The organism is Halomonas sp. MMH1-48 (assembly GCF_022348105.1).
Lineage (GTDB): Bacteria > Pseudomonadota > Gammaproteobacteria > Pseudomonadales > Halomonadaceae > Vreelandella > Vreelandella piezotolerans.
The window spans coordinates 1-16,201 of sequence record NZ_JAKRFL010000034.1 but is presented as its reverse complement, the minus strand read 5'-3'; the positions used below and the strand labels follow the sequence as shown (position 1 = coordinate 16,201).

At 58.2% G+C, this 16,201-nt stretch carries 16 protein-coding genes; 8 read left to right on the top strand and 8 right to left on the bottom strand.

Annotation, left to right across the window (positions count from 1 at the left end; genetic code table 11):
• Positions 1 to 98: 98 nt before the first annotated feature.
• Positions 99 to 1,472: a PLP-dependent aminotransferase family protein gene (locus MHM37_RS16800; RefSeq protein WP_239297389.1), complete on the bottom strand. Its 1,374-nt coding sequence runs from the start codon at positions 1,470 to 1,472 to the stop codon at positions 99 to 101.
• A gap of 166 nt (positions 1,473 to 1,638) precedes the next feature.
• On the opposite strand from MHM37_RS16800, the gene MHM37_RS16795 reads away from it, so the two are divergent.
• Both MHM37_RS16795 and MHM37_RS16790 read left to right on the top strand, forming a co-directional pair.
• Positions 1,639 to 1,830: a DUF1127 domain-containing protein gene (locus tag MHM37_RS16795; RefSeq protein ID WP_139525837.1), complete on the top strand. Its 192-nt coding sequence runs from the start codon at positions 1,639 to 1,641 to the stop codon at positions 1,828 to 1,830.
• Entirely contained in the window at positions 1,827 to 2,696 is an 870-nt protein-coding gene (locus MHM37_RS16790) for a PhzF family phenazine biosynthesis protein (RefSeq protein ID WP_239297390.1), read from the top strand. The genes MHM37_RS16795 and MHM37_RS16790 overlap by 4 nt, the downstream gene beginning before the upstream one ends.
• Before the next feature lie 70 nt (positions 2,697 to 2,766).
• Here MHM37_RS16790 and MHM37_RS16785 read toward each other — a convergent pair whose 3' ends face one another.
• The 6 genes from MHM37_RS16785 to MHM37_RS16760 form a co-directional block, all read right to left on the bottom strand.
• The gene (locus MHM37_RS16785; protein WP_153843009.1) at positions 2,767 to 3,177 is read right to left on the bottom strand and encodes an Hsp20/alpha crystallin family protein; all 411 of its coding nucleotides are present in this window, start codon (positions 3,175 to 3,177) and stop codon (positions 2,767 to 2,769) included.
• Positions 3,178 to 3,212: 35 nt separating this feature from the next.
• Positions 3,213 to 3,674 carry an Hsp20/alpha crystallin family protein gene (locus tag MHM37_RS16780; RefSeq protein ID WP_239297391.1) on the bottom strand — a complete coding sequence of 154 codons (462 nt, stop codon included), beginning with the start codon at positions 3,672 to 3,674 and terminating at the stop codon, positions 3,213 to 3,215.
• A 333-nt stretch (positions 3,675 to 4,007) separates the two neighbouring features.
• Positions 4,008 to 4,463, bottom strand: coding sequence for an NUDIX domain-containing protein (locus tag MHM37_RS16775; protein ID WP_239297392.1), 456 nt, complete (start codon positions 4,461 to 4,463; stop codon positions 4,008 to 4,010).
• Between the two features lie 40 nt (positions 4,464 to 4,503).
• Positions 4,504 to 5,124 (bottom strand): TetR/AcrR family transcriptional regulator, encoded by a 621-nt coding sequence (locus MHM37_RS16770; RefSeq protein WP_139525842.1) that lies wholly within the window; start codon positions 5,122 to 5,124, stop codon positions 4,504 to 4,506.
• Positions 5,125 to 5,237: 113 nt separating this feature from the next.
• Positions 5,238 to 6,734 (bottom strand): CoA-acylating methylmalonate-semialdehyde dehydrogenase, encoded by a 1,497-nt coding sequence (locus MHM37_RS16765; protein WP_239297393.1) that lies wholly within the window; start codon positions 6,732 to 6,734, stop codon positions 5,238 to 5,240.
• A 30-nt stretch (positions 6,735 to 6,764) separates the two neighbouring features.
• A complete protein-coding gene (locus MHM37_RS16760; RefSeq protein ID WP_275437576.1) occupies positions 6,765 to 8,138 on the bottom strand; it encodes an aspartate aminotransferase family protein in 1,374 nt (457 codons plus the stop codon).
• 387 nt (positions 8,139 to 8,525) lie between these two features.
• On the opposite strand from MHM37_RS16760, the gene MHM37_RS16755 reads away from it, so the two are divergent.
• Genes MHM37_RS16755 through MHM37_RS16735 form a run of 5 tightly spaced genes read left to right on the top strand, consistent with a single transcriptional unit; the run spans position 8,526 to position 13,779 of the window.
• Complete coding sequence (locus MHM37_RS16755; protein WP_231125587.1) at positions 8,526 to 8,687, top strand: hypothetical protein; 162 nt, start codon at positions 8,526 to 8,528, stop codon at positions 8,685 to 8,687.
• Positions 8,688 to 8,702: 15 nt separating this feature from the next.
• Positions 8,703 to 10,226 carry a sodium:solute symporter family protein gene (locus MHM37_RS16750; protein WP_239297394.1) on the top strand — a complete coding sequence of 508 codons (1,524 nt, stop codon included), beginning with the start codon at positions 8,703 to 8,705 and terminating at the stop codon, positions 10,224 to 10,226.
• A gap of 11 nt (positions 10,227 to 10,237) precedes the next feature.
• Positions 10,238 to 11,068 carry an FCD domain-containing protein gene (locus MHM37_RS16745; protein WP_139525846.1) on the top strand — a complete coding sequence of 277 codons (831 nt, stop codon included), beginning with the start codon at positions 10,238 to 10,240 and terminating at the stop codon, positions 11,066 to 11,068.
• A gap of 18 nt (positions 11,069 to 11,086) precedes the next feature.
• Positions 11,087 to 12,358: a Zn-dependent hydrolase gene (locus MHM37_RS16740; protein ID WP_239297395.1), complete on the top strand. Its 1,272-nt coding sequence runs from the start codon at positions 11,087 to 11,089 to the stop codon at positions 12,356 to 12,358.
• Between the two features lie 2 nt (positions 12,359 to 12,360).
• The gene (locus MHM37_RS16735; protein WP_239297396.1) at positions 12,361 to 13,779 is read left to right on the top strand and encodes an amidase; all 1,419 of its coding nucleotides are present in this window, start codon (positions 12,361 to 12,363) and stop codon (positions 13,777 to 13,779) included.
• On the opposite strand, the gene MHM37_RS16730 is transcribed toward MHM37_RS16735, so the two are convergent.
• Positions 13,748 to 14,050: an antibiotic biosynthesis monooxygenase gene (locus MHM37_RS16730; protein ID WP_239297398.1), complete on the bottom strand. Its 303-nt coding sequence runs from the start codon at positions 14,048 to 14,050 to the stop codon at positions 13,748 to 13,750. The genes MHM37_RS16735 and MHM37_RS16730 overlap by 32 nt on opposite strands.
• Positions 14,051 to 14,160: 110 nt before the next feature.
• Here MHM37_RS16730 and MHM37_RS16725 point away from each other — a divergent pair, with 110 nt between their 5' ends.
• Positions 14,161 to 15,741: an FAD-binding domain-containing protein gene (locus tag MHM37_RS16725; RefSeq protein WP_239383773.1), complete on the top strand. Its 1,581-nt coding sequence runs from the start codon at positions 14,161 to 14,163 to the stop codon at positions 15,739 to 15,741.
• The last annotated feature ends 460 nt before the right edge of the window (positions 15,742 to 16,201 follow it).

Below are 16,201 nucleotides of genomic sequence, written 5' to 3'. Positions count from 1 at the left end.
GAGAAGGTCAGCTTTTCAGGTACCATTTTGGAAGCGGCTGTTGGTGCTTGATGGATTGGTTAGGTTCTTGAAATCATAGCACTTTCAGCCGCTTTCTTTTATACCCTGTGAGAAATCCGGGTTAGGGTAAACGCGTAGTTCAACCGCAAACACTGACGAAACTTGCCGGAGGCGGAGAACAGCGACCCCGGCGCTACGTGGATGGCGTGCTGCGCTAAGCGCTCGTTGAGGCGCACGCAATCGACATCCGCAGGCAGTTCGACCCAGAGTAAAAAGCCCCCTTGCGGGTAGCTAATGCCTGACCCTTTGGGAAAGTAGCGCTGCACCCAACTAATCATGATGTCCCGCTGGCGCTGATATTGGCGCGAAACCGCGCGTAGATGGCGTTCAAAATGGCCTTTGGCGACAAACTCCGCCACCGCTAATTGCGGTAGCGTGGCAGAGGCGCCGGTGGAGACGTACTTCATATGCAGTGCTTTTTCCCGATAGCAGCCAGGGGCCAACCAACCCACTCGCAGGCCCGGCCCCAAGGTTTTCGAGAAGCCGCTACACAGCAGCACACGCCCATCGGTATCAAAGGATTTTATCGTCAGTGGCCTGGGCTGGGTATAGGCCAAATCCCCATAGATATCGTCTTCGATAATCGCTACATCAAAACGTTGGGCAAGCTGATAGAGCGCCCGCTTGCGCGCTTCCGGCATGGTATAACCCAAGGGGTTGTTATAGGTAGGCGTGACCTGAATGGCGCGGATAGGCCACTGCTCTAGCGCCAGCTCTAACGCCTCCAGACTAATGCCGGTTTGCGGGTCGGTGGGAATCTCCAGCGCCTTTAATCCGTTGGCTTTCAGAATCTGCATGGTGCCGTAAAAGCTGGGCGAATCCACTGCCACCACATCACCATGCTGGGTGAGTGTGCGCAGCGCAATGGCCAGCGCCTCCTGACACCCCGTAGTGATCATGATGTCATCCGGGTGCAGCAAGCAGCCAGATGCCACCGCCAAGCGCGCCACCTGCTGGCGCAGTTCAGGGCTACCGCTGAGTTTGTCGTAGTTGAAGCCGTGCAGATCGTTGCTACGGTGCAGCCCGGCGAGGATTTTCGACAGTGGCTTTAACGACTCGACTTCAAGATTGGGAACGCCGCGCCCAAGCAGCAGCCGTTTATCGTCCCGCTGGGTAGCGACGAGTTCTAACACTTGGTCCCATTGGGAGACATCAAGCGGGCACTGAGCAGGCCGCGAGACAGAGGGTAGCACAGAGGGAATACGACACGGCAACACGAAGTACCCCGACTTTGGCCGGGACTCGATCAGCGCGGCATCCATGAGCTGGCGATACGCTTCTTGTACCGTTGAGATACTCACATTCAGCTCTTGGCAGACCGCTCGAATAGACGGTAGCCGGTCGCCCACGCGATAAATCCCGTGCTCGATTCGCTCCCGCAACGTTACCGCCACCTCTTCGTAGCGCGTCATCACGCCCACCTCACTCGGTTAATTCGCCATACAGAAGGCATCCCGCTTTGCCATACAGAGGTATAACACGCCCCATCTGTATCGTAAAAATAAAAAAACCTATATCTGTATGGCAGCCGGAAGGGTACGTAACCTAGATAGGCACCCCACCACCCGGAGAGCCGCCATGCCACGCTTCAGCCTCACTCAGCTGCGTTATCAGCTAAGCCGCTACCAACAACGCCGCCGCAGCCGTCGCCAACTGCTCACGCTAGAGGATCACTTGCTGCAAGACATCGGCCTCACCCGTGAACAGGCCTGCCAAGAGGGAAAACGCACCTTTTGGAAACAGAGGCTCTCCAATAAGGGGGATGTATGACTACCGCCGAGTACTACTTGCTGGATGTCTTTACCGACCAGCCGTTTACGGGCAACCCATTGGCCGTGTTTCTCAACGCGGATGGATTGGACGCCCACACCATGCAAGCGCTGGCCAATGAATTGAATCTGGCGGAAACGGTGTTCTTGAGCGCCGAGGCGGCGCCACAACACTACCCCATGCGGATTTTCACCCCGACCAGGGAGCTGCCGTTTGCAGGCCACCCTACGGTAGGCACCGCCCACCTGCTGACGGCGCTCAAACTCACCCACCCAGAGCAACCGTTAGTGCTTCACCCACCCATTGGCGAACTCGCCATAACATCGGCCAACGGCAAAGCAACGTTCAAAACGTCGCAAGCCGTTATGCTGGCAGACAGCACGCTCGATCACCCCACTGCCGTGGCGCTGTTGGGATTGGATATCCACCAAGTAGTGGGCGACCCAGTCATCGCATCGTTTGGGCTACCCTTCCACTTGATCGAGCTATCGGATACCTCGGCCTTGGAGAGCGTCACTATTTCAGCCGCCCTCTGGGCCAGTGCAGTGATGCCCAGCCGCGCGGCTCAAATCTATCCGTACGTGAGGGAGCCGTCAGCAGGGCAAGCGACCGTGATTCGTAGCCGCATGTTCTGCATGCACGACAGCCTCTGCGAAGACCCGGCCACCGGCAGCGCTGCCGCAGCGTTAACCGGCTATCTAGCCTCCCTCCAGACCGAAGCGTTGCGCTGCGAGATACATCAAGGCATTGAAATGGGGCGGCCCAGCGTTATTTATACGGCGGCCAATGGTGATATGACGCCGGGGTTCGTGACGGTGGGAGGGCACGCCATCGTGGTGGGTAAGGGGACGCTTTACCTACCGTGAAGCCTTAAAAGCAAAAAGAGTGTCCACGATATCGCGGACACTCGCTCTTATCGCCATGCACTGCCTAGCGTCACGCCGCCTGGACCTCGATACGGCGCGCGCGGTGGCTCTCTTTCTTGGGAAGCGTCAACGTCAGCACGCCGTTGACGATAGTGGCCGTAATGGCCTCACTATCTACCTCCCGGCTCAGGTTGAAGCGCCGCGCGAAGCGTTGACCGCGCACTTCGGCATGCAAAGCGCTGAGTCCTTCCGGCATATTCAGCGCTATCTCCCCTTCCAGACTCAACACTTGGTCATCGACCTCTACCTTGAGCGTCTCCGGTGTCACACCGGGCATATCGGCCACTAGCTTGAGCGCGTTAGCCTCTTCGATAATATCCACCGCCGGTAGAAGCGCCTCCTTATAGTGCCGATTCTGGCCGTTCTGCTCCTGCTGCAGCGAGGAGTGATGGGAGTGGGATGAACGGACGATGTCATTCATGATTCGACCCTCCAAAACCTGGTTAAACGCATGATTTACGCCGCTTGAACATCAATACGCCGTGGCTTTAGCTCTTCGCGCTTGGGTAGCACGATCTCGAATATCCCATGGGCATGACGGGCCTCTGACCGCTCGACGTCGATTCCCTCGGGTAAGGCGATCGATCTAACGAACTCCCCACTGGCGCGCTCACGGCGCAGAACCTGACGCGACTCACCCTCCTCATGTTGGCCCGACACGGCGTCTCGTTGACCACGCAGTGTCAGCACATTGTCCTGAACATCGATGATTAGATCCGAGGGGGCCAACCCTGCGGCAAACACGTAGAGCCTAACGGCCTCGTCGCTGCGGGCGATATTGATCATGGGAAAGCTACCCCGCGGCACCGCGCGAATATCCATGGTATTGCGATCAGGAAAGAAGCCATCCAGCAACTGGTTGAGCCAGTCATACTGCTCAGACGAGCCCGTTTCAAAACGCTTGAGATCATCGAACATGTCGAATACCTCCTACGTAAAGCAGACTGTGAGACTTACGATGAGAGGCGGCCCCTTTTCCACTCCACCGAAGCAGCCTCTACGGTACGAAAAATAGGAGCGTTCGTTCGTATTTCAAGCGTCTGATGGCCATTTTTTTGGCGCGTTCTAAATCGCCTAACCGATGTGTATGTGTTGAGCTCAGTGTGCTGACCGTCACCGATTTAGAGGCGTATGACCGCTTCTGCGACCGTGTACTCTATGGCGATGACAACCTGCGCAAGTTCCGCACGTTACTCTCGACTCTCGCGTAAGCGCCATAAGTTCAAAAGCTTGCATCCGACATAGCGGGAGTTACGCGACTGGCGCGATAGGATAGGTGCGCCAACCGGTAGGCGGCTGATGACACTGCCAGTGGGCCAGCACCGCTTGGCTGGCCGGGAATAGCGGCGCGGGCAGCGCGCCGGGGTGGAACCAGCGCCACTCCGTGAACACCTGAGGCTCTAGCAGCAAGGCCTCGGCCTCTTGTTTCACGTGGGCGATGACGGCTCCCGTCACCATGGAGGCGGCGCTCTTGAGGTTCTGAGTGATCGCCAGCAAGGCCAAATCGTGCAGCTCGGTAATGCCCGTTTCTTCCGCGACTTCGCGAGCAGCCGACGTCTCAAAGGACTCTCCCGCATCGACATGGCCGCCGGGTAAACACCAGCACGGCGTTTCCCCCGGCTTATCGCGATACCCAAGCAGTACGCTTCCATCCGAGCGGATGACTATCGCCCCCACGCCGATGATAGGTCGGGCGGTATCGTTCATCGCTCCCCCTTTTGCAGATCGGTTAGCACACGCCGATACCCTAAGCCGTCAGCCCAATGCCTCTTAAAATCACCGACGTCACCGACTGCACGGCCTTTTCGAACTGCAGGTCGTCCAGCGGTTTGTCGTCGTTGAGCAGTGAGATTTGATAGTCGAAGTCGGCGTAGTGCTGGGTGGAGGCCCAGATCATGTAAAGCAGGTAGGAGGGCTCGACGGGATTGATTTGGCCGGCTTCGATCCACTCGCGAATTTTCGACTCTTTCAGTTTGGTCCATTCATAGAGGTGATCGCGCAGGCGCTCTTTGAGAATCGGCGCGCCCTGCATCACTTCGGCCGCCCAGATCTTGGAGCCGTGGGCGCGGTAGCGGGAGTGATTCATCTTGGCGCGAATGTAGGTCGAGAGCACCACGCGGGGGTCGTCGTACAGCTCGAAGCAGAGTGCGTCCTGCTTCCACACCGCTAACAGCGCCAGCAGCACCTCTTGATAGAGCGCCTTCTTGGTCGCGAAATAGTAGTGCACGTTGGACTTTGGCAGGTCGGCCAACTGAGCGATCTCTCCCATGGAGGCTCCGGCATAGCCTTTCTCGGCAAACAGCTGCTCCGCCGCTTGAAGGATCTTCTTGACGTTCGTTTGCCGAATTTCGTCCTGTGTTCTCGCCACGCTGGTATCCCTTTGCCGCTCTGACCGCTAATCACACGCATCAAAACATACATCACCGCCCCACAAAGACGCAGGCGGTGGTGCAGTGAAGATGGCGCAGTTAGCGCATTGCGTCAACGCTGGGTGGTGGGAAACGAGAACTCCGCCCGGGTGGCTTCGCTGACGGAGGGCCAACGCTGGGAAACCGCTTTACGGCGCGTGTAGAAGCGCACCGCGTCGGGGCCGTAGGCGTGAAGGTCGCCAAACAGCGAGCGCTTCCAGCCGCCAAAGCTGTGGTAGGCCACCGGCACGGGCAGTGGTACGTTTACCCCCACCATGCCCACTTCGATACCATCGGTGAACCGGCGGGCGGCTTCGCCATCACGGGTGAACAGGCAGGTGCCGTTGCCGTATTCGTGGTCGTTGATCAGCTGCATGGCATCGTCCAGGCTGCCGACCCGTACCACGCAAAGTACCGGCCCGAAAATCTCTTCCTGATAAATGCGCATCTCAGCAGTGACGTGATCGAACAGGCAGCCACCCACAAAGTAGCCCTCTTCATGGCCCGCCACGCTCAGGCCACGGCCATCCGCCACCAGCGAAGCGCCCGCGTTCACGCCCCCTTCGATAAACCCAAGCACTTTATTGCGGTGCTCGGCGGTGACCAGCGGGCCCATGTCCAGGCCTTTTTCAGTGCCGGGCCCCACCTTCAACTGAGCGATCTTGGGCAGCATGGTTTCGACCAGACGGTCGGCGGTTTCGTCACCCACGCACACCGCCACCGAGATCGCCATGCAGCGCTCACCGCAGCTGCCGTAGGCGGCACCCATCAGCGTGTTGGCGGCGTTTTCCAGGTCGGCATCCGGCAGAATCACCGCGTGGTTCTTCGCCCCGCCCAGGGCCTGAACGCGCTTGCCCGCCGCCGAACCACGGGAGTAGATCGCCTCTGCCACGGGCGTGGAACCCACAAACGAGATCGCCTTCACGGCTTTGGCATCCAGCAGGGTTTCCACCGCCTCGCGCCCGCCATGCACCACGTTCATCACACCTTTGGGCAGCCCCGCCTCTTGCAGCAGTTCAGCCACGGCCATGGCCGCCGACGGGTCCTTTTCGGAGGGCTTGAGGATAAAGGTGTTACCGCAGGCAATCGCCATCGGGTACATCCACAGCGGCACCATGGCAGGGAAGTTGAACGGGGTAATGCCCGCCACCACGCCCAACGGCTGGAAGTTGGACCACGCATCGATGCCCGGCCCCACGTTGTGGGAGTACTCGCCTTTTAACAGCTCAGGCACGCCACAGGCGTACTCGACGTTCTCGATGCCGCGCTTCAGCTCGCCCATGGCGTCTTCCACCGTTTTGCCATGCTCTTCGCTGACCAGTTGCACGAGGCGGTCCGCGTGCTCTTCCAGCAGCTGCTTAAAGCGGTACATCACCTGGGCGCGCTTGGCGGGCGGCGTATCGCGCCAGGCGGGAAAAGCTGCCTGAGCCGCAGCAATCGCACGCTCCACATCCGCCGCGCTGGCATCCGCCACGTGGCGAACCACCTTGCCAGTAGAAGGGTTGGTGACCTCCAGCGTGCGCTGGCTTTCCACCAGCTCACCATTTATCAGGTGGGAAACAACACTCATCATTAAACTCCGAAATAGGGTGGGCCAGGGTTACGCCAGTGAATCCAGGGTCGTCGCGACGGCATCGAACAAACGCTCGAGCTCGGCTTCCGTGGTGCCGAAGGGAGGGCCGAACTGCAGGGTGTCGCCGCCGTAGCGCACGTAGAAGCCCGCTTCCCACAGCGCCATATGCGCATCGCGGGGGCGAATGGTGGGGTCGCCGTGGCGCGGCGCTAGCTGCAGAGCACCGGCCAAGCCGTAGTTGCGAATATCGACAATGTGGTTGTGGCCTTTCAGGGCGTGCAGCTTCTGCTCGAACGCGGGAGCGATGGCATTCACCTGAGCGGGGAAGTTGTCACGCTCCATCATCTCCAGCGCCGCCAGCCCCGCCGCGCAGGCCACGGGGTGGGCGCTGTAGGTGTAGCCGTGGGGGAATTCAATGGCGTGCTGGGCACCGCCTGCGTGCATGAAGGTGTCGAAAATCTCGCCTGAAGCGATCACCGCCCCCATCGGCACCGCCCCATTGGTGATCTGCTTGGCCACGTTCATGATGTCCGGCGTGACGCCAAACGCTTCGGCACCGGTGGTGGCGCCGCTGCGGCCAAAGGCGGTAATGACTTCATCGAAAATCAGCAGAATATCGTGGGCGGTGCAGATTTCCCGCAGCCGGTTCAAGTAGCCCTTGGGCGGCACGATCACCCCCGCCGAGCCCGACATCGGCTCCACGATCACCGCCGCAATGGTAGAGGCATCGTGCAGGGCGATTTGATCCAGCAGCGCATCGGCCAGCTCAGCGCCGGTTTCCGCTTGGCCACGGGTGTAGGCATGGCCCGCCTGCAGGGTGTGAGGCAGGTGCGTCACGTCCATCAACTGCCCGTAGTGTTTACGGTTGCCGCCAATACCACCCAGGCTGGTGCCGCCGATGTTCACCCCGTGGTAGCCCTTGGCGCGGCCGATCATGCGGGTTTTTTCCGGCTTACCTTTTAACCGCCAGTAGGCCTTGGCCATCTTGACCGAGGTATCGGCGGCTTCTGAACCGGAGTTGGTGAAAAATACGTGATCCAGCCCGGCAGGCGTTAAGCTCGCGACCTTTTCCGCCAGCTTGAACGCCAACGGGTGAGCAATCTGAAAGCCGGGGGCAAAATCCAGCGTACCCAGCTGCGCCGCCACGGCTTTCTGAATCTCTTCACGGTTATGACCCGCCCCGCAGGTCCATAGGCCAGAGAGCGAATCGAACAGCTTGCGCCCTTGGTCATCGATGTAATAACGCCCTTCGGCGCCCGCAATCATGCGCGGGTTGGCACGGAAGTCCCGGTTGGCACTAAAGGGCATCCAGAAATGCTGGTTGAGGGCGGTGGCTGATCCAGACTGCTCAGCCGTCTTTTCCGCTGACTGGGCGGTTGTTTTACTTTTTAAACCAAACATAGTGTCCAGCTCCGTCGCTATGAGACATGCCCTCAGCATGCGCCACCCACTACGTTTATAAAATCATGCTTTTCTTTCGCTCACGTTAGTAAAATCATACGTAATAGAGCATCAAACAGCGCCTACCCATCTTGACGGAACGATTCAAAGCGCCTAATTCTTATATTTATACGAATAAATACAACAAATCAGTGGAACACGCCTCAGTCGCACTCACTTAGCGAATGCGCTCACTAGCGCTGTCGCTGGCTGCGTGCACTGCCATCAATGCTCACAATTTCAATATAAACAAAGGGCTACCTTGCTATGAAATACTTGACTCCCTTAAAGCTGTCTATATATGGCGGCATGCTCTTCAGCTTTATCATGCTGGAAAGCCCCCTCATTATGCTGGCTAACCGTATAGAGCCCATGGTGATGGGCCTCCCCTTTCTGCTGGTGTGGAACTTGTTCTGGTGGTTCGTATTAACGGCGCTGTTTTTGGTGGCTTATTTCACCAACTGGGGTAGTCCCGAGCCTTCCACTATCCACGCCACCCAACAGCGGTAAATGAAGGGGTATATCATGACCGGAAGCTTAATCATCATTGCAGCGTTTATGATCATTCCCTTGATGGTGGGGGTTTTATCCGCTCGTCAATCGCAAGAAACCAGCGAGGATTTTTTCGTTCAGGGCCGTGCCATGGGCAGTATCGCGGTCTTCTTCACCGTCGCGGCCACCTGGTGGAGCGCGTTTGCGTTCCTCGGCTCTAATGCCACCTTTTATACCAACGGGCCGGTATTTCTTACTGCGTTAGCCTGGAACCTGCTGTTTGGCTTCATGTATTACTGGATTGGCAAACGAGTTTGGTTTTTAGGCAAACGATTCAACTACTTAACACCTTCAGACTTAATTGGCGATTTTTATAACAGCGAGGCGCTGCGCATTACCGTTGCCGCGATTACGCTGATTTTTACCGTACCTTATCTGCAGATCCAGCTCACTGGCGGCGCTTACTTAATCGAGGTTGCCTCGGGTGGGTTGATTCCTTTCTGGCTCGCCGCCCTGCTGTTCTACTTCATCATCATTATCTACGTGTGGATTGGCGGCATTCGCGCCATTGCCTGGACCGACGTCATTTATGGCGCGCTGTTGTTCTTCGGCATGCTGTATGCCGGTTACTACATTTCCACCCAGGTAGGGGGCCCCACGGCGCTATTTAGTCAGCTGCAGCAAAGCTCTCCTGATCATCTCACCATGCCTGGGCCGAACGGCACGATGGGCTACCCCATGTGGTTCTCGCTGTTTGCCATTACCGCCATCGGTGCCTTTATGGGCCCGCAAATCTGGCTGCGCATGTACTCGGTCAAACACGGCAAACTGTTTAACCTAATGCCGTTTTTATTGGGGTTGGCGGCCTTTGCCTATGTAGGCTCGGTGCTATCTGGCTATTCAGGCGTGCTGCTCGAACCCAACGTAGAAAACCCTGACCAGATACTGCCCATCATGCTGATGGAGTATGCGCCTTACCTGCTCGCCTCGTTGATCATGGCAGCCGGCGCCTCAGCCGCCATGTCTACCGCTAACTCGCAGATCCACGCGGTGTCTACCGTGGTGACGATGGATATCTACAAACGCTATATCGACCGCGATGCCAGCCAAGCGCGTATCGTGTATATCGGTCGTTTATCGCTAGTGGGTTTCTCATTGGCCGCTTATATCATGGCGCTCACCGTACCGGGCGTACTGGTCACCATTGGTATTGCGGCATTGGCGGGCACCGCGCAGTTGATCATTCCCACCATCGGGGCCATCACCTGGAAAAAAGCGCACCCCACCGCTGCACTGGCGGGTTTGTGGGCGGGCGTTGCCTGCGTGCTCCTCATGACCTTTGGCCCGCTCAGCGCACCATTTGGCTACCATGCGGGTATCTGGGGGTTATTGCTGAATGCTGCGCTGTTTGTTGGGCTCAGCCACGCGCTGCATCGCCGCGATACAGCGGTCGTGGAACGCTTTACCCAAGCACGCCATGACTATGATGCCGAGTACCATCCAGAGCGTTTGCCCGCCTATACACAAGAAATCACCCATAGCGCTAACCAACAATAAGGAGTGGGTTGATGACTCAAGCCCCTGTTTCGACCTCGCCGCGCAGACCCAAGCTTGCCGAGCTGATTAGCGACGACATCAAGCGCTGGATAGCCGCCGAGTCACTGGGAGAAGGTGACCGGCTGCCCAACGAAAAAGCGCTGATGGAGCTTTACGGTAGCGCCAAGGGCACCGTGCGCGAAGCGCTCAAGATCCTAGAGGTTGAGGGGCTCATCACGTTAAAAACCGGGCCTAAAGGAGGCGCGGTCATTAATCAGCCCAGCATGGAGCCCGCCAGCCGAATGCTGCGTAACTTCCTGCACTTCCAACAATTGGATGGAAAGCAGGTGTACCAGCTACGCAAACTGCTGGAAGTAGAACTGGCGGCCTCCGTGGTGGGTAAGCTCACCGAGCAGGACTTCCAACAGTTGGAAGCCAATATGTCGGCCTGCGCCTGCTGTGCGAGTCATGAAGAGGATCACCGACACCAACGTTTTCTAGAGCTGGAGTTTCACCAGCTGCTGGCCCGCGCCTGCCCGAATCCATTGCTCGCGTTTATGTGCCAGTTTTTAAACGACATGCTGCGCGATTTGGTGGTGATCAAAAAAGCCTACGTCCCGGAGCGAAAGCAATTCGATCACGCCAATCAGGATTACCACCGGCAGCTAGTGGATGCCTACCGCGCTGAAGATGCCCCGCGTGTGCGACAGATCATGGCCGAGCACATGGCCGATGCGGAACATCACATGAGTGCGCTGGAAGCTGAAATGGCGATACAGATGCTGGTCAGCAACGACTCACCCACTCATCAGAATCACCGTTCCAAGCTACACGACTTACTAACGGACAACACATCCGTTTAACTTTGCGAGGAGAGTGAAATGAATACCTACGTTACGCCCATCAAAGAGTCCGACCTACTTACTGACAGCGACCGCCTTTGGGCGTCGCTCATGGAGATGGCCAAACTAGGGGCCACGCCCAAGGGCGGCGTGAACCGTCAGGCGCTGACCGATCTAGACCACCAGGGCCGCGACCTTTTCATTCAGTGGTGCCGTGCCGAGGGCTGCACGATTCGCATCGATAATGTCGGCAATATCTTTGCCCGCCGGGAAGGCAGCGACCCCAGTGCCAAAACCGTCATGGCGGGCAGCCACTTGGATACCCAACCCACCGGCGGCAAATACGATGGCTGCTTCGGCGTCATGTCGGGTCTTGAAGTCATTCGTACCCTGAATCAGCACAACATCACCACGCAATCGCCGATCGAAGTGGTCGCGTGGACCAACGAAGAAGGCTGCCGATTTCCCCCCTGTATGATGGGCTCCGGCGTATTCAGCGGCGAGCTGGCGTTCGATGCCATGATGGCGCGCACCGACGCCGATGGTGTCACGGTCAGCGATGCCTTAGACGCGATTCATTATCGCGGTAGTGATGAGGTCTCCCCCGACGAGATCAAAGCCTATTTCGAGCCGCACATTGAGCAAGGCCCCATTCTCGAAGATACCGACACCACCATTGGCGTTGTCATCGGGGGGCTTGGCCAGAAGTGGTTCGACTTGACCCTCACAGGGCTTGAAGCCCATGCAGGCCCCACCCCAATGAATCTTCGTCGGGATGCCATGATGGGGGCCGCAGAAGTCACTCAAGCACTCAACCGGATTGCCCATGAGCACCAACCCCACGGGCGCGGCACGGTAGGCTGTATGACGCTACACCCAGGTTCGCGCAATGTCATTCCCGGCCAAGTCAAAATGACCCTGGATATGCGCCACTGGCAACCCGACGCCCTGATCGCCATGGGCCAAGCGGTGACGACCGCCGTTGAAGACATTTGCCAACGTCACGGGTTGGAATACGAGCTCACCCCCACCGCAGATTTTGCGCCTGAGCATTTCGATCAAACGTGCGTGGATAGCGTGCGACAAGCCGCTGAAAAACTACAGCTCTCACACATGGATATCATCAGCGGAGCCGGGCACGATGCGATGTTCGTTGGCCGCGTAGCACCCGCCGCCATGATCTTCATTCCCTGCAAAGATGGCATTAGCCATAACGAGATCGAAAGCGCCACCCCGGAACATGTACACGCAGGCTGTAACGTTCTACTGCACGCCATGCTCGATGCGGCCGGTGTGAAAAGTGGGGAGTAACCATGGCGGATACCTTTGAAACCTTGACGGCAACTGATGCATTGGCACGTTTCAGCGAGGGCTCGCTCTCGCCGGAAACGCTGGTGGAGGACTGCTTAACGCGTATTGAGCGAGATAACCCCAAGGTGAATGCCTTCACCTGTATTAACGGAGAAGAGGCACGCCGTTTAGCGGCAGAATCTGCTCGACGCTGGCAAGCAGGTATACCCTGCGGCCCGCTAGACGGCATCCCAGTGACGATCAAAGATTTAACCCTAACCAAAGGCCTGCCTACACGGCTGGGTTCCACCACCACGACTCCAGATGGCCCCTGGGAGGTAGATGCGCCCATTAGCCGTCACCTGCGCAATGCCGGGGCCATTGTGGTTGGCAAAACCACCTCGCCTGAATTTGGCTGGAAAGGCGTCACCGATAACCCGCTGCACGGCATCACCCGCAACCCATGGAACACGGAGCTAACGCCGGGAGGGTCATCCGGCGGCGCGGGAGCGGCCGCGGCGCTCAACCTGGGCCTGCTTCATCAAGGCAGCGACGCGGGCGGCTCCATTCGTATTCCATGCAGCTTTACCGGCACGTTCGGTATTAAACCCACCTTTGGGTGGGTGCCTCAGTGGCCTGCCAGCACCATGAGTACGCTGTCTCATTTAGGGCCCATGACGCGCACTGCACGTGATAGCGCCCTCATGCTCAGCGTCATGGCACAGCCCGATGCTCGGGATGGTTACTCAGGCAATCCCAGAGGGCCAGATTGGCTCACGCCGCCACCGGCTAGCCTAAAGGGCTGGCGCATCGCCTTTAGTGCTGACCTTGGCTATGTAGACGTAGCGCCGGATATTGCCCAGCGAGTCGAGGAATCCATCGCTTATTTAGAAGCATTGGGGGCCACCGTAGAACGTATAGACCCAGGCTTTAGCGATCCGCTTAAAACGTTTAATACGCTCTGGTTTGCGGGGGCCACGCAGGCACTCGAAAAACTGAACGAACAGCAACAGGCAGCGCTCGACCCTGGCTTTCTGGAGATTGCACGACGCGGGCAAGACGTATCGCTTTCCGCCTACCTCGCCGCCCGGCGTGAGCGCAGCGAATTGACCGCCCATATGGCCGCCTTTCACGAACGCTATGACTTGCTAGTAACGCCTACGATGCCCATTGCACCCTTTGCGGCGGGCCACAATGTACCACCGGGCAAGCACTATCGCGATTGGATGGACTGGACGCCGTTCAGCTATCCCTTCAACCTAACCCAACAGCCCGCGGCTTCCCTTCCCTGCGGGCTAGACAACCAGGGGCTGCCGGTAGGTTTGCACTTAGTGGCAGGTAGATATCAAGACCTCAAGGTGCTGCATGCGGCCCAGGTACTTGGACGCTATTTGCCGCCGTTGACGCCGCCTACAACACCACCTCAAACCCCTCAAACTTAGGCGGGCCAAGGTAGATTCCTTCTGGCGCTTTGGCATTGGCGTGGGCCTTGCGGAAGGCGTCCGACGTCGTCCAGGCGCGGAAGGCCTCTTCGGACTCCCACACGCTGTGGGAGATGAACACGGTGTGCTCTTCCTGGCTTTCGCCCTGCAGCATTTGAAACTGCTTGAAGCCCGGCACTTCCTCCAGGTGGGAATCGCGGTTGCGCCATACCTCTAGAAAATCCTCTTCGCGACCTGGGGCAATCCGAAAACGGTTCATGGCGATATACATAGTGTTCTCCTGTGGGCAGGTGTGACTCAGTTGGTTACGCAAACAATCGCTTGATGGTAACGTCATCACTGCATCACGAATAGATGAGTGACGAACAGGCGTTACGGCTAATGGCTCAGGCACCTCTTCAGGTCGTTTGGTTCAAACGCGATTTGCGCATTCACGATCACGCACCGCTGGCGAACGCCGCCGCGGCGGGACCTGTGCTGCCGCTATTCGCCATCGAGCCCGACCAATGGCAAACGCCCGACAGCGCCCTGCGCCACTGGCAGTTTGCCGCCGATTCGCTGGTTGATCTTGCCCAAGCGCTCAACACGCTGAGCTTGCCGCTTTGCCTGTGGCAGGGCGATATAGTGGAGTGCCTAGCCGCGCTCAAAGCCCACTACGGCGAACTGGTGCTGCACTCCCACCAAGAGACCGGCAATGCCTGGAGCTTCGAGCGCGACCAACGCGTTCAGGCGTGGTGCCACGCCCACCACGTGCCCTGGCAGGAAGCCCGCCAGCAGGGCGTGATTCGCGGGCTGAGCAGCCGCACCGGGCATCAATCCCGCTGGGAAAGCCACTGGGAAGCGCTGATGACCGCCCCCACCTACCCCGCCCCGCCAACAGCAGTGGCCGCAACAGGTTGGGAGGCGTTTCACCACGTGGATATAGCGCAACTGCCCTCGCTCACCCTGGGGTTCGATACCACGCCCTGCCCCCAACGCCAGTGCGGCGGGCGCAGTGAAGGCCGCGCGCTATGGCTGAGCTTTATTACCCAGCGCGGGCGGCGCTATCGCGGCTCGCTCTCCAAACCGTTACTAGCCTGGGAGTTTGGTTCACGGCTCTCGCCTCACTTGGCCTGGGGCACACTCTCCATGCGGGAAGTGGTGCAATCCCTGCGCCGCCAGCGGCAAAAGCACGCCGACGACACCGCCTGGGCCCGCTCACTGCGCGCCTTTACCTCGCGGCTCTATTGGCACTGCCATTTCATCCAGAAGCTGGAAAGCGAGCCCAGCATTGAGCATCAAACTTTGCACCCGGCGCTGCGCGGCCTGCGAGAGCGCGACCCGGAACACCCCCACCTGATCGCCTGGAAGCGCGGCCAAACCGGCGTGCCGCTGGTAGATGCCTGCATGCGCAGCCTGACCGCCACCGGCTGGATCAACTTTCGCATGCGCGCCATGCTGCTCTCCCACGCCACCTTCGGCCTGGGGCTGCACTGGTACGAACCTGCACTGCATTTGGCACGGCTATTTACCGACTTCGAACCCGGTATTCACTACCCCCAAGTTCAGATGCAGGCAGGCGCTACCGGCACCAACGCCATGCGGGTCTACAACCCGATTAAGCAAGCGGAAGATAACGACCCCACCGGCGAATTCATCGCCCGCTGGGTGCCCGAGCTTGCGCCTCTGCCGTTAGAGTGGCGCGCCAAACCCTGGGCGCTACCGGAAAGCCTACAAAAACGCTTCGGCTTTCAGCCCGGCATCGACTATCCCACTCCCAATGATTTTGAAGCCGAAGCGCGCTACTGGAAGAAACTGCTTTATGAGCTGCGACATACGCCGGAGGCTAGAGATGCCAGCCAAGCAATTGTGGATAAGCTGGCGAGTCAGCGGCGGCCTCCCCCTCGGCGGGCTAGAAAAGCGAGAGCCGCTGATCAGCAGCAGCTTTCGCTGTTTGATGAGGGTTGGGCGGAGGATAGGTAGCAGTTATGCTTGGCCAGAGCTAACTCATCTCTTGGCTAGAAGCGCGGCCGCATCAACAAACAACACGGTATGGGGTATGAGCTGTGAGAAAGCCCTGTCATTCGCCATATTACTGATATATTCATTAAACTGTTTCAGTAATCCCGCCGGTCAACCCCCATTCTGGGTCCCATTTAAGGAACAGCCGACATGTGCTTACTCAATTGATAGGAAAGTATCTAACGATTTAGGAGGGAAGGGCTTTAGCCTGCCCCAGCGAATGGAGTGAGCGATTTGAGCACATTGCTATAGTGAATACTCAAACCTGAGCTCTTTTCAAGAATCGGAATCCCCCTAACCCGGATTTCTCATAGCACCTCAGCAAGTATCTTACCCAAGACGTAATGCTACTAAAAACCTATTGGCACGGTTTAAACTGCCTACTTTTTAACCACTTCCCGTCGTTCAGACACACTTCCCC